This is a genomic window from Streptomyces sp. NPDC097107, assembly GCF_044762405.1.
GTDB classification, from domain to species: Bacteria; Actinomycetota; Actinomycetes; order Streptomycetales; family Streptomycetaceae; genus Streptomyces; species Streptomyces thinghirensis.
Window position 1 is genome coordinate 343,775 of sequence record NZ_JBIWEF010000001.1, and the last position, 13,033, is coordinate 356,807.

General features: G+C 70.0%; 12 protein-coding genes. All 12 read right to left on the reverse strand.

The genetic code is table 11. The features are described from left to right. Positions 1 to 339: 339 nt before the first annotated feature. The 12 genes from divIVA to murF all read right to left on the reverse strand — a co-directional run bounded on the left by divIVA (position 340) and on the right by murF (position 13,002). Positions 340 to 1,548, reverse strand: a complete 1,209-nt coding sequence (divIVA, locus tag ACIQ1J_RS01625) for an apical growth/hyphal branching protein DivIVA (protein WP_403553164.1) — start codon at positions 1,546 to 1,548, stop codon at positions 340 to 342. A 55-nt stretch (positions 1,549 to 1,603) separates the two neighbouring features. Next, the gene (locus ACIQ1J_RS01630; protein WP_007448661.1) at positions 1,604 to 1,888 is read right to left on the reverse strand and encodes a YggT family protein; all 285 of its coding nucleotides are present in this window, start codon (positions 1,886 to 1,888) and stop codon (positions 1,604 to 1,606) included. Between the two features lie 80 nt (positions 1,889 to 1,968). Then, on the reverse strand, positions 1,969 to 2,610 hold the full coding sequence (locus ACIQ1J_RS01635; protein ID WP_403553167.1) for a cell division protein SepF: 642 nt from the start codon (positions 2,608 to 2,610) through the stop codon (positions 1,969 to 1,971). A gap of 129 nt (positions 2,611 to 2,739) precedes the next feature. Next, complete coding sequence (locus ACIQ1J_RS01640) at positions 2,740 to 3,459, reverse strand: YggS family pyridoxal phosphate-dependent enzyme (protein ID WP_403553169.1); 720 nt, start codon at positions 3,457 to 3,459, stop codon at positions 2,740 to 2,742. Between the two features lie 6 nt (positions 3,460 to 3,465). After that, entirely contained in the window at positions 3,466 to 4,194 is a 729-nt protein-coding gene (pgeF, locus tag ACIQ1J_RS01645) for a peptidoglycan editing factor PgeF (protein ID WP_210959001.1), read from the reverse strand. Then, entirely contained in the window at positions 4,191 to 5,399 is a 1,209-nt protein-coding gene (gene ftsZ / locus ACIQ1J_RS01650) for a cell division protein FtsZ (protein WP_210958999.1), read from the reverse strand. The genes pgeF and ftsZ overlap by 4 nt, the downstream gene beginning before the upstream one ends. Before the next feature lie 286 nt (positions 5,400 to 5,685). Next, entirely contained in the window at positions 5,686 to 6,480 is a 795-nt protein-coding gene (gene ftsQ / locus ACIQ1J_RS01655; protein ID WP_403553172.1) for a cell division protein FtsQ, read from the reverse strand. 25 nt (positions 6,481 to 6,505) lie between these two features. Continuing rightward, entirely contained in the window at positions 6,506 to 7,600 is a 1,095-nt protein-coding gene (gene murG, locus ACIQ1J_RS01660) for an undecaprenyldiphospho-muramoylpentapeptide beta-N-acetylglucosaminyltransferase (RefSeq protein ID WP_210958995.1), read from the reverse strand. A gap of 6 nt (positions 7,601 to 7,606) precedes the next feature. Further along, positions 7,607 to 8,977, reverse strand: a complete 1,371-nt coding sequence (ftsW, locus tag ACIQ1J_RS01665) for a putative lipid II flippase FtsW (RefSeq protein ID WP_403553174.1) — start codon at positions 8,975 to 8,977, stop codon at positions 7,607 to 7,609. Positions 8,978 to 9,053: 76 nt separating this feature from the next. After that, positions 9,054 to 10,469, reverse strand: a complete 1,416-nt coding sequence (gene murD, locus ACIQ1J_RS01670) for a UDP-N-acetylmuramoyl-L-alanine--D-glutamate ligase (RefSeq protein WP_403553785.1) — start codon at positions 10,467 to 10,469, stop codon at positions 9,054 to 9,056. A gap of 11 nt (positions 10,470 to 10,480) precedes the next feature. Then, on the reverse strand, positions 10,481 to 11,572 hold the full coding sequence (gene mraY / locus ACIQ1J_RS01675) for a phospho-N-acetylmuramoyl-pentapeptide-transferase (protein WP_121746548.1): 1,092 nt from the start codon (positions 11,570 to 11,572) through the stop codon (positions 10,481 to 10,483). Continuing rightward, complete coding sequence (gene murF, locus ACIQ1J_RS01680) at positions 11,572 to 13,002, reverse strand: UDP-N-acetylmuramoyl-tripeptide--D-alanyl-D-alanine ligase (RefSeq protein ID WP_403553176.1); 1,431 nt, start codon at positions 13,000 to 13,002, stop codon at positions 11,572 to 11,574. The genes mraY and murF overlap by 1 nt, the downstream gene beginning before the upstream one ends. Between the last annotated feature and the right edge of the window lie 31 nt (positions 13,003 to 13,033).

Genomic DNA, 13,033 nt, shown 5'->3' on the forward strand with positions numbered 1-13,033 from the left:
GCGAGAGGCCCGGTCTCCTGGAGGGGAGACCGGGCCTCTCGTCATCCCACCGCAGCTGCGGGCAGTCGTGCCTCCCCCAGTATCCGAACGGCCTGGGAGGTACCCCCGGGGGCGGCACGGGTGGGCGGTGGGGGCACCTCCCGCTCACGGGGCCCCCGCGAGCGAAGACGAGGGAGAAGCCGAGCGTGGGGGAGGCCCCAGCCGGCGCCGGGCCGCGCACCCCACCCCGGCCACCAACGCCCCGCACCCGGCACCGCGCACGACAAAAGGGCGGGCCCCGGGTCAGAAACCCGGGGCCCGCCCTGAACGCTGCCGACGGCTACGCCGTACTACCGTTCGTCAGTTGTCGTCCTCGTCGATCAGGAACCCGCGCATCGGCGAGGGCGCCTGCCCCATCGGCGACGGCCCCTGCGGCCGCACCGGAGCCATCGGCTGGGTCATCGCCGGCGACATCTGCTGCTGACCGCCGTAGGACGGACCGTTCTGGCTCGGACCGCTGCCCATCGACTGGTTGCCGCCGTAAGACGGCGCACTCGCGCCGGCCGGAGCCATCGAGGGCGCCGGGGACGGCGGCAGGGAGGCCGTGGCGGGCGTACGCGGCGGGGCGAGCGAGTCGTCCGCCTGGGTCTCCAGCTGACGCAGCTGCGACTCCAGGTACGACTTCAGTCGCGTCCGGTACTCGCGCTCGAAGCCACGCAGGTCCTCGACCTTGCGCTCCAGCGTGGCGCGGGCGGACTCCAGGGAGCCCATCGCGACGCGGTGCTTCTCCTGCGCGTCCCGCTCCAGGGCGTCGGCCTTGGCACGGGCGTCCCGCTCCAGACCCTCGGCACGCGAACGCGCCTCGCCGACGATCTTGTTGGCCTCGGAACGAGCCTCGGCGATCGCCTGGTCGGCGGTCTGCTGGGCCAGCGAGAGGACACGGGCGGCACTGTCGCCACCGGGGCCGCCCTGACCGGGCATGCCGGGGCCACCGGGACCCTGCGGGCCGCCCATGGGCCCACCCATCGGACCGGGGCCCATCTGACCCTGCATCGGACCGTGGCCACCCTGGCCCATCGGCCCGGGACCCTGACCCATCGGGCCGGGACCCTGCGGGCCACCCTGACCGCCGGGACCGGCGGGCAGCTGCGGAGCACCGCTGGGCAGCTGGGGCGGGCCACCCATGGGGCCACCCATCTGCTGCTGCGGCGGGCCCGATATGCCGGCGGGCACCGGAGCGCCGGGACCTCGCATGCCCTGCTGCGGCATGCCCTGCTGCTGCTGCGGGTGCTGCTGATGCTGTGGCGGCTGCTGATGCTGCTGTTGCTGCTGCTGTTGCTGCTGGTCCTGCGGCGGTTCCGGAGGCTTGCGCATGTTCTGCTGGTTCTGCGCAGCCGCGCGCGTCGCCGCGGCCAGTTTGGCGCGCAGGTCCTCGTTCTCGCGGAGCAGTCGGGTCAGTTCGGCTTCGACCTCGTCGAGGAAGGCATCGACCTCGTCCTCGTCATAGCCTTCTCGGAGGCGGACGGTCGTGAACTGCTTGTTCCGCACGTCCTCGGGGGTCAACGGCATCTCTTCACCTCAACGTTGTCGTCGGCATTCGGCAAGCCCGTATCTCTCACATCGATCACAGCCGGCTCACGATCGAGATCAGGATGTAGACGATGATCATCAGTACGAAGAAGGACAGGTCGAGCGCCACGCCCCCGAGACGCAGCGGCGGAATGAACCGCCGCAGAAGCTTCAACGGTGGATCGGTGACAGTGTAGGTGGCCTCCAGAACGACCACCATCGCCTTGCCGGGTTGCCACGAGCGGGCGAACTGGAAGACGTAATCCATGACCAACCGGAAGATGAGCACGATGAGGAAGCACATCAGCGCGATGTAGACGACATCCAGGACCACGCTCATGACCTGTGCTTCCCTCTCCCCTGACCATCTCTCGGACCCGTTGTCGGGTCCGCGTTCTTGCTCTGTACCGGTGGTGCGTCTCAGCTCTGGTTGAAGAACCCGCCCTCTGCGATGCGGGCCTTGTCCTCCGCCGTGACATCGACGTTAGCAGGAGACAGCAGGAACACCTTCTGCGTCACCCGCTCGATACTGCCGTGAAGACCAAACACCAAACCGGCCGCAAAGTCGACAAGTCGCTTCGCGTCTGTGTCATCCATCTCAGTGAGATTCATGATCACCGGCGTGCCCTCACGGAAGTGTTCCCCGATGGTACGGGCCTCGTTGTAGGTCCGAGGGTGAAGTGTGGTGATCCGGTAGGGCTCTCGTTCGGACACGACCTTGGGCATGATGACCGGTGCGCTCTTTTCCAGGCTTGCGCGTTCTTGTGTGATGGATGCCACGGGCGCGATACGCGCCGGGCGACCCGATTCCGCCGCGAGCGAAGCGGCCCGGGGCACCGGCTCGCGCGGCGCGGGCGGTTGTACGACTCGTACCTCTTCGCCCCTTAGAGGCTGATGTGAACCGTGCGACTGGTGCGCCGGTTCGTGCCGCCGGTGGTCCCGCTCGGGCTCCGGGTCCAGTTCCGGTTCGAAGTCGTCATCGGGGTCGAACCCCCGGCCGTCGTACCCATCGTCCTCCACGAGGCCGAGGTAGACCGCCATCTTGCGCATCGCGCCGGCCATGCTCTGAGTCCTCCGCTCTGTGGTGGATCGGCTGACGACTGCCAATTGCCTGCGATCCACGAGGTCGTTGCGTCCACCTTTCGGCGGTAATGACCATATTTTCTGCTGTGGTCCGACTTCTTGGCGACGTTACCCGAGCCTGGGTCGGACTCCGAGTACCGCAGTACCGACGCGCACATGTGTCGCTCCGGCGGCCACGGCCTGTTCGAGGTCCGCACTCATTCCTGCGGAGACCATGTTCGCAGCCGGATGGGTTCGGCGCACGTAGGTCGACAAATCCATGAGGTGCTCGAACGCCGCCTCCTGGCGTCCCGCGAACTCGCCGGTGAGCGGGGCCACGGTCATCAGTCCGTCGAGCCGCAGCCCCTCGGACCGGGCGACCAGGCCGGCCAACTCCTCGATTCCCGCGGGCGAGACGCCACCGCGGTCACCGCGCGCGTTCTCCCCCGCGTCGAGCGCGACCTGGAGGAGGCAGCCCACCTCGCGCCCCGCCCGCACGGCCTCCTTCGACAGGGCCGTGACGAGCCTGGCCCGGTCGACCGACTGCACGACATCCGCGTAACCGACCACGGACCGCACCTTGTTGGTCTGCAACTGGCCGACGAAATGCCACGAAAGCGGCAGATCCGAGCACGCCGCGGCCTTCGGTGCCGCGTCCTGGTCACGGTTCTCGGCGACGTGGCGCACACCGAGTTCGGAGAGAATCCGCACATCGTCCGCCGGGTAGGTCTTGGTGACCACGATGAGGGTCACCTCGTCGCGGCGGCGGCCGGCGGCCTCGCACGCCGCGGCGATGCGCTCCTCCACTTTCGCCAGATTCTCGGCGAGTTCCTGCTTACGGTCCGTCATGCCCCATCAGTCCAGCCAGACATAGCCCGCGAGCCGCCCGGTGGTGCGGTCGCGTCGGTACGAGAAGTGGTCCTTCGACTCCCGGGTACACACCGGCGACTGCGCCCGGTCGCGCACCCCGAGGCGTTCGAGCTGCGCGTGCACCCCGGCACCCACGTCGACCGCCGGTGTGCCCCAGCTCGTCACCGCGTACGCCGCCGGTTCGACCGCGGCCACCTCGGCGCGCATCCCCTCGGGCATCTCATAGCACCGGCCGCACACGGCGGGCCCGGTGCGGGCGGTGATCCGGGTGGGGTCCGCGCCGAGTGCGGTCATGGCCCGTACGGCGGCGGGGACGACCCCGGCGACCAGGCCGGGCCGGCCCGCGTGGGCCGCGCCGGCGACGCCGGCGACGGGGTCGGCGAGCAGGACGGGCACGCAGTCGGCGGTGAGGACGGCGAGGGCGAGGCCGCGTTCGGCGGTGACGACCGCGTCGACCCGCGGGGCCGGGCGGTCCCCCCAGGGTCCGTCGGCCTCGGCGACGTCGGCCCCGTGCACCTGGTTCATCCAGACCACCCGGGCCGGGTCGATGCCCAGCGACTTGGCCGCCAGCTCCCGGTTGGCCGTCACGGCGCCGGGGTCGTCGCCGACCGCGCCGCCGAGGTTGAGCTCCTCGTACGGAACGGCGCTCACTCCGCCCCACCTGTCGGTGAAGCCGAAGTGCGCGCCGTTCACGGTGTCGCGCTGTCCTATCACTTCAGGAAGTCCGGCACGTCCAGTTCCTCGGCCGCGCTGTCCGAGTAGGTCCTCGACGGCGGGACCGGCGGCGGGGAGACCGGCGGCAGGTCACTGACCGGCTCCTGCACGGGCGCCGGCTCCGGCTCCTCCTTCGGCTTGACGCTGCCGAGCGAGCCGAAGGACGGACGGCTCTCGGTCTGCCGTGCCGGGGTGGGCTCCTCGCGCTTGCCCGAGGTGGAGGAGCCGAGGACGTTGTCCCGCTGCTTGGACGGCGGCTGGCCCCCGTCGAAGCCGGCCGCGATCACGGTGACCCGGACCTCGTCGCCCAGGGCGTCGTCGATGACCGCGCCGAAGATGATGTTGGCCTCGGGGTGGGCGGCCTCGCTGACCAGTTGGGCGGCCTCGTTGATCTCGAACAGGCCGAGGTCGGAGCCGCCGGAGATGGAGAGCAGCACGCCCCGGGCGCCGTCGATGGACGCCTCGAGCAGCGGCGAGGAGATCGCCATCTCGGCGGCGGCCACCGCGCGGTCGTCGCCGCGGGCGGAGCCGATGCCCATCAGGGCCGAACCGGCCTCGGACATGACCGACTTCACGTCGGCGAAGTCGAGGTTGATCAGGCCGGGCGTGGTGATGAGGTCGGTGATGCCCTGGACACCGGAGAGCAGGACCTGGTCGGCGGACTTGAACGCGTCGAGCACGCTGACCTGGCGGTCGGAGATGGACAGCAGCCGGTCGTTGGGGATGACGATGAGGGTGTCGACCTCTTCGCGGAGCTCGGCGATGCCGTCCTCGGCCTGGTTGGCCCGGCGCCGTCCCTCGAAGGTAAAGGGGCGGGTGACCACGCCGATGGTGAGGGCGCCGAGCGAGCGGGCGATGTTGGCCACGACGGGCGCGCCGCCGGTGCCGGTGCCGCCGCCTTCTCCGGCTGTCACGAAGACCATGTCGGCCCCCTTGAGGACCTCCTCGATCTCCTCGCGGTGGTCCTCGGCGGCCTTGCGGCCGACGGCCGGGTTGGCTCCGGCGCCGAGTCCGCGGGTGAGTTCGCGGCCGACGTCGAGCTTGACGTCGGCGTCGCTCATCAACAGAGCTTGCGCGTCGGTGTTGATGGCGATGAACTCGACGCCCTTGAGACCGACCTCGATCATCCGGTTGATGGCATTGACACCACCGCCGCCGACACCGATGACTTTGATGACTGCGAGGTAGTTCTGCGGTGCTGCCACGTCGAAGGCCTCTCGCCTCGAGTTACGTGTCGTCGAATCGCCGGAGCACTGTGCCCCGCGACCCGGCGACTGATGCCGAATGGGACGGTCCGTAGTGCCGACCCGAACCCTAACGCTGAAGTTTAGGGTTACCAGTGTGTCTGTTCCTTGAAGTCTTCTGAACAGGACACTAAGTCGACAAGTGGCGCACGTTCAACGAACACGCCGAACCTCCCGTTTTTCTTTTCACCCTATGTGATCAGCCGTAGCGCTGCCCAACCAGGGTGCTGGCCTGCACATATACCCGTCAACTCCTCGATGACGCGGGGGCGGTGGGGGCACTCACGTCGAAGTGCCGCGCATCGGGCGCCGCTTTCATCAGCGCGGTGAGCGCTCGCGCTTTCCGCACCCCCTGCTCACCGCTCCCCCACGCCACGGTCCGGTCGCCGCTCAACTCCAGCGAGATGTCGTCGTAGGACCGGACCTTGACGGTCCGGGTGTCCCGGGCGACCGCGGTCGGCAGACGGCCGGCCACCCGCACCGCCTCCCGCACCAGGCGGTCCTCGTCGAAGCGGCGCAGGCTCGCCGCGGCGGAGCCGGACCCGGCGGGTTCGAATTCCAGCTCGGGAACGCCTTTCTGGGCCCGGGAAACCGTGGCGAAACGGACGCCTTCATCGTCCACTTCCACGAACTTTCGGCCCTTTTGCACAATCAGAACCGGGGTGCGCTCCGTCACTTTCAGTCCGATTCCGTGCGGCCAGGAACGTTCCACACCGACCTCGTCGATACGGGGCAATTTCCGGCGCAGCCGCGCCTCGACCGCCTCGGTGTCCACGGAGATCAGCGGGTCCCCGACGGGCACGTCGGCCGCCTCGCGCACCTGAGCGGGCGTCAGTACGCGAGTACCGGAGACCGACACGCGTTCCACCCGCGTCCAGTTCGAGCCGTGGAGGAGCCAGACGGTCCCGCCCGCCACGAGCACGAGAGCGACGATCAGAATGATGATCGTACGAAGACGGGGCGGGCCGAACCGGCGCGCACGGGGCGGGCCGGACGACTCCTGCTGGCGTTCACCGCGCTCGGCGGTGCTCGGTCCGGCCACGCTCCCTGCCTTCCGTCATCCCTGACTAGCGGTGCGCACGGGCGGCGATCGCCTCGTACACCATGCCGACGAGGAGGTCGTCGGCATCCCGGCGGCCGAACTCGGCGGCGGCGCGGGACATCTCGTACAGCCGGTGCGGGTCGGCGAGCACGGGGAGGACGTTGTGCTGCAGCCACTCGGGCGTCAGTTCCGCGTCGTCGACCAGCAGTCCGCCGCCGGCCTTGACCACCGGCTGCGCGTTGAGCCGCTGTTCGCCGTTGCCGATGGGCAGCGGGACGTAGGCGGCCGGGAGCCCGACGGCGGAGAGTTCGGCGACGGTCATCGCGCCCGCACGGCAGAGCATCATGTCGGCCGCGGCGTACGCGAGGTCCATCCGGTCCAGGTAACTTACCGGGATGTACGGGGGCATCCCCGGCATCTGGTGCACCTGCGGCAGTTCATTCTTGGGCCCGACCGCGTGCAGGATCTGGATGCCCGCCTGCTGGAGCCAGGGCGCGACCTGCTGGACCACCTCGTTGAGGCGGCGGGCGCCCTGCGAGCCACCGGTGACCAGCAGCGTGGGCAGGTTGGGGTCGAGCCCGAACATCGCGCGGGCCTCGGGACGGGCGGCGGCCCGGTCCAGCGTCGCGATGGAGCGGCGCAGCGGGATGCCGATGTAGCGGGAGTTGCGCAGCTTGCTGTCGGGGGTGGAGACGGCGACCTGCGCGGCGTACCGCGAGCCGATCTTGTTGGCCAGGCCGGGGCGGGCGTTGGCCTCGTGGACGACGATCGGCACGCCGAGCCGCTTGGCCGCCAGGTAGGCGGGCAGGGCGACGTAGCCGCCGAAGCCGGCCACGGCGTCCGCCTTGGTTCGTTCCAGGATCTGCTCGGCCGCCTTGATGGTGCCGCGCAGCCGGCCCGGGACGGTGATCAGCTCGGGGGTGGGCTTGCGCGGCAGCGGTACGGCCGGGATCAGCGCCAGTTCGTACCCGCGCTCGGGTACGAGGCGGGTCTCGAGGCCGCGTTCCGTGCCCAGGGCCGTGATCCCCACGGTCGGATCCTGCCTGCGCAGGGCGTCCGCGAGGGCGAGCGCGGGCTCGATGTGGCCCGCGGTTCCTCCGCCGGCGAGTACGACATGCACCGAAATTCACCGCTCTCCGGACGAACGCGCCGCCGAGGCGCGCCGTCGCATCGTGTTCCAACTCCGTGGGCTCCGCTTGGACCCGGTGCCCCCGGTCCCCCGCTTTCTACCAAAGCGAGGTTGCCGCAGCGCGAGCGCCGCCCGCGCACCGGGCTCGTCGCGGGCGAAGGCGATGAGCAGTCCGATGGCGAACATGGTCGGCAACAGGGCGGAACCCCCGTAGGAGAACAGCGGGAGGGGGACACCGGCGATCGGCAGCAGCCCGAGGACCGCACCGATGTTGATCACGGCCTGGGCCGTGATCCAGGTGGTCACGCCTCCCGCGGCATACCTCACGAAGGGGTCCTCCGTGCGTCCGGCCACGCGGATACCCGCATAGCCTAGAGCCGCGAAGAGGGCGAGCACCGACAGCGTCCCCGCCAGGCCCAGTTCCTCACCGGTGACGGCGAAGATGAAGTCGGTGTGCGCTTCCGGGAGTTGGCCCCATTTCTCCACACTGGCACCGAGCCCGGAACCGAACAGTCCGCCCGAGGCCAGGGCGTAGATGCCGTGCACCGCCTGCCAGCAGGAGTCGCCGGGGCCCGGGTCGGTGGCGCCGATGCAGTTCAGCCGGGCCATGCGGTTGGGGCTGGTCCTGATGAGGATGAAGCCGAGCAGCACGGCGACCGACAGCACGCCGGCGAACAGCCGCGTGGGCGCGCCCGCCAGCCACAGCAGGCCGAACAGGATCGCCGTCAGGATGATCGCCGTACCCATGTCGCCGCCGAGCATGATGAGCCCGAGCAGCATGAAGGCGGCCGGCACCAGGGGCACCAGCATGTGCTTCCACTGGGTCAGCAGTTTCTTGTCCTGCTTGCGGGCCAGCAGGTCCGCGCCCCACAGCACCAGGGCCAGCTTGCCGAACTCGCTGGGCTGGATCTGGAAGGAGCCACCCAGCGCGATCCAGTTCTGGTTGCCGTTGACCGCCATCCCTATCCCCGGCACCTGCACCAGGATCATCAGGAAGACGGCACCGGCGAGGATCGGGTAGGCCAGCGCCCGGTGCAGCTTCACCGGCATCTTCATGGCGGCCATGAGCAGTCCGGCGCCGATCAGCGCCGCGAGGGCCTGCTTGCGGAAGAAGTACGACCCGGGCAGCGAGAGCTGGAGCGCGGTGATCTGGGAGGCCGAGTAGACCATCACCAGGCCGAGCACGGTGATCAGCGCGCTGCCGCCGAAGATCAGGTAGTACGCGGTCAGCGGCCGGTCCCAGGCGCGGCGCAGACGCAGGTACGGGCGGAGCACGGGGTTCTCGTGCGGCGGCCTCGGTGCGGGGGGTCGTTTGGCGGCCCGCTGCACGGGCGGACGTCCGGTACGGCTCTGGGGACTACCGGGCATCGCTGCCTCCGCTGTACGTCGGCATGGACCGTCCCACGCGTCCTCCCGAGGTCGCCCGGCGCAGGAGGCGGCCGGGTCAGGCGCCGAGTTCGCGAACGGCCTGTGCGAACGCGTCACCGCGCTTGTTGTAGTTGGTGAACATATCCATGGAGGCACAGGCCGGGGCCAGCAGCACCGTGTCGCCGGGCCGGGCGAGTCGCTGGGCCTCCTGGACGGCCTGGAGCATCGCACCAGTGTCGGTCCGGTCGAGGTCGACCACGGGTACTTCGGGGGCGTGTCGCGCCAGGGCTTCGCGGATCAGGGCGCGGTCGGCGCCGATGAGGACGGCACCGCGCAGGCGCTTCGCCGCTCCCGTGACCAGCTCGTCGAAGGTCGCGCCCTTGGCCAGCCCGCCGGCGATCCAGACGATCGACTCGTACGCCGCCAAGGAGGCCTCGGTGGCGTGGGTGTTGGTGGCCTTGGAGTCGTCCACGTACGCCACACCGTCGACGTCGGCGACGTGCGCGATGCGGTGGGCGTCGGGCGTGAAGGCCCGCAGTCCGTCCCGTACGGCCGCGGCGGGGACGCCGAAGGCGCGGGCGAGGGCGGCGGCGGCAAGGGCGTTGGCGATGTTGTGCGGGGCCGGCGGGTTGACGTCGGAGACCTCGGCGAGTTCCTGGGCGTTCTTCTGCCGGTCCTCGACGAAGGCGCGGTCGACCAGGATGTCCTCCACGACGCCGAGTTGACCCGGTGCCGGAGTGCCGAGGGTGAAGCCGACGGCCCGGCAGCCCTCCTCGACGTCGGCCTCGCGGACCAGGTCCTCGGTGGCCTTGTCGGCGACGTTGTAGACGCAGGCCACGGTGTTGCCCTCGTAGACGCGGCCCTTGTCGGCGGCGTACGCCTCCATGGAGCCGTGCCAGTCGAGGTGGTCGGGGGCGAGGTTGAGGACGGTGGCCGAGTGGGCGCGCAGGGAGGGCGCCCAGTGGAGCTGGTAGCTGGACAGCTCCACGGCCAGGACGTCGTACTCCGTCTCGCCGGTGACCGCGTCCAGCAGGGAGACGCCGATGTTGCCTACGGCGGCGGTGCGCAGGCCGGCGGCCTTCAGGACCGACGCCAGCATCTGGACGGTGGTGGTCTTGCCGTTGGTGCCGGTGACCGCGAGCCAGGGTGCGGCTTTCCTGCCGTCCCGGCCGCGCAGGCGCCAGGCCAGCTCGACGTCGCCCCAGACGGGGACGCCGGCCTCCCCGGCGGCCGTGAACAGCGGCTTGGTGGGCTTCCAGCCGGGCGCGGTGACGATCAGCTCGGTGCCGTCGGGCAGCGTGTCCCCGTCGCCGAGGCGCACGGTGACGCCGAGCGGCTCCAGCTCGGCCGCCTGCGCCCGCGCGCGCTCGTCGTCGCCGTCGTTGACGACGGTCACGCGCGCGCCGAGGCCGTGCAGGACCTTGGCGGCCGGGACACCGGAGACGCCGAGGCCGGCGACGGTGACGTGCTTGCCCTGGAAGTCGAAAGGCACCGAGGAGGAGGTCACTTGTCCGCTGCCCATCCCGCGTAGAAGAGGCCCAGTCCGACGATCACACAGATGCCCTGGATGATCCAGAAACGGACCACGACAAGGACCTCGGACCAGCCTTTGAGTTCGAAGTGGTGCTGGAGTGGCGCCATCCGGAAGACCCGCTTCCCGGTGAGGCGGAAGGAGCCGACCTGGATGACCACCGACATGGTGATCAGGACGAACAGGCCGCCGAGGATGGCCATCAGCAGCTCGGTGCGCGAGCAGATCGCCAGACCCGCCAGCACACCGCCGAGCGCGAGCGAACCGGTGTCGCCCATGAAGATCTTGGCCGGCGAGGTGTTCCACCACAGGAAGCCGAGACACGCGCCCATCAGGGCGGAGGCGACCACCGCGAGGTCGAGGGGGTCTCTCACCTCGTAACAGGCGCCCGGATTGGTCAGAGTCAGCGCGTTGGCGCAGGACTCCTGGAACTGCCAGACGCCGATGAAGGTGTAGGCGCCGAAGACCAGGACGGAGGCGCCGGTGGCCAGACCGTCCAGACCGTCGGTCAGGTTCACGCCGTTCGACATCGCGAGGATCATGAACAGCGCCCAGATGACGAACAGCACCGGGCCGATCGACCAGCCGAAGTCGGTGATGAACGACAGCTTCGTGGACGCCGGGGTGTTGCCGCGGTTGTCCGCGAACTGGAGCGAGAGCACCGCGAAGCCGATGCCGACGATCAGCTGGCCGGCCATCTTCGCCTTGGCCCGCAGGCCCAGCGAGCGCCTCTTGACGATCTTGATGTAGTCGTCGAGGAAGCCGACCAGGCCCATGCCCACCATCAGGCCGAGCACCAGCAGGCCCGAGAAGGTCGGCCCCGCGTCCGCCTCCGGGTCCAGGTAGCTGGTGATCACCTTGGCCAGGAAGTAGGCGGCGACCGTCGCGAAGATGAAGGCGATACCGCCCATGGTCGGCGTACCGCGCTTGCTGGCGTGCTCGCGCGGGCCGTCGTCTCGGATGTACTGGCCGTAGCCCTTGCGGGCCAGCAGCTTGATCAGCAGCGGGGTGCCGACCAGCGTCAGGAAGAGGCCAATGACTCCCGCGAACAGGATCTGCTTCATCATCGGGCGGCAACCTCACCCTCGGCGCCGGTCTCCAGCAGCGCCGTCGCGACGCTCTCCAGACCCACCGAACGGGACGCCTTCACGAGCACGACGTCCCCCGGGCGCAGCTCGCTGCGCAACAGGTCGACCGCCGCCTGTGCGTCGGACACGTGCACCGACTCCTCACCCCACGAACCCTCGTTATATGCGCCCAGTTGCAGCCATTGGGCTTCCCTGCCCCCGACCGCGACGAGCTTGCTGACGTTGAGCCGGACGGCGAGCCGCCCGACCGCGTCGTGCTCGGCGAGCGCCTCGTCCCCGAGCTCGGCCATCTTGCCGAGCACCGCCCACGTACGGCCCCCCTTTGCCTGTGAGGCTTTACCCATGGCGACGAGCGCACGCAGCGCGGCCTTCATGGACTCGGGGTTCGCGTTGTAGGCGTCGTTGACGACCGTCACGCCGTCCGGGCGCTCGGTGACCTCCATCCGCCAGCGGGAGAGGGAGCCCGCCTCGGAGAGCGCGGTGGCGATCTCGTCTGCGGACATGCCCAACTCGTGGGCGACGGCGGCCGCGGCGAGCGCGTTCGACACGTGGTGCTCACCGTACAGGCGCATGGTCACATCGCTTGCACCGGAGGGTGTGTGAAGCCTGAACGAGGGCTGTCCGCTGTCCGTGAGTCGCACGTTCTCACCGCGAACGTCCGCTTCGTCGGACTCTCCGAAAAGGATCACCTTCGCCTTCGTTCGGGATGCCATGGCCCGTACGAGGGGGTCGTCCGCGTTGAGGATCGCGGCGCCGCCCGCCTCGGCCGGCGGCAGCGCCTCGACGAGTTCGCCCTTGGCCTGGGCGATCTGCTCCCGGCCGCCGAACTCGCCGATGTGCGCGGAGCCGACGTTGAGGACGAGGCCGATCTTCGGCGGGGTCAGCTCGCAGAGGTAGCGGATGTGGCCGATGCCGCGGGCGCCCATCTCCAGGACGAGGAACCTGGTCTCCTCGGTGGCGGTGAGCGCGGTGAGCGGCAGCCCGACCTCGTTGTTCATGGAACCCGGCGTGAAGACCGTGGGCGCCTTGCGGCGCAGCACCTGGGCGATGAGGTCCTTGGTGCTGGTCTTGCCGGCGGACCCGGTGAGGGCCACGAGGGTGGTGCCGAGGCGCCGTACGACGTGGCGGGCGAGGGCGCCGAGGGCGGCCTGGACGTCGTCCACGACGATCGCGGGCACGCCGACGGGGCGGGAGCCGAGCACGGCCACCGCACCCGCCTCGACGACCGCCGGCGCGAAGTCGTGGCCGTCCACCCGCTCGCCCACGAAGGCGACGAAGAGGCTGCCGGGCCCCGCTTCCCGCGAGTCCCGGACGACCGGCCCGGTGACCTGCGCGGACGCGTCCGGTATGTCGTGCATCCGCCCGCCGACGACTTCTGCGATCTCGGCGAGAGAGAGGGTGATCACAAGTTCTTCCCCTGGATCAGCTGGATCATCG

What these genes read in the sequence shown, in the direction of transcription:
- divIVA (WP_403553164.1), bottom strand. Translation starts at nt 1,548, where the DNA reads ATGCCGTTGACCCCCGAGGACGTGCGGAACAAGCAGTTCACGACCGTC.
- ACIQ1J_RS01630 (WP_007448661.1), bottom strand. Translation starts at nt 1,888, where the DNA reads ATGAGCGTGGTCCTGGATGTCGTCTACATCGCGCTGATGTGCTTCCTC.
- ACIQ1J_RS01635 (WP_403553167.1), bottom strand. Translation starts at nt 2,610, where the DNA reads ATGGCCGGCGCGATGCGCAAGATGGCGGTCTACCTCGGCCTCGTGGAG.
- ACIQ1J_RS01640 (WP_403553169.1), bottom strand. Translation starts at nt 3,459, where the DNA reads ATGACGGACCGTAAGCAGGAACTCGCCGAGAATCTGGCGAAAGTGGAG.
- ftsW (WP_403553174.1), bottom strand. Translation starts at nt 8,977, where the DNA reads ATGCCCGGTAGTCCCCAGAGCCGTACCGGACGTCCGCCCGTGCAGCGG.
- mraY (WP_121746548.1), bottom strand. Translation starts at nt 11,572, where the DNA reads ATGAAGCAGATCCTGTTCGCGGGAGTCATTGGCCTCTTCCTGACGCTG.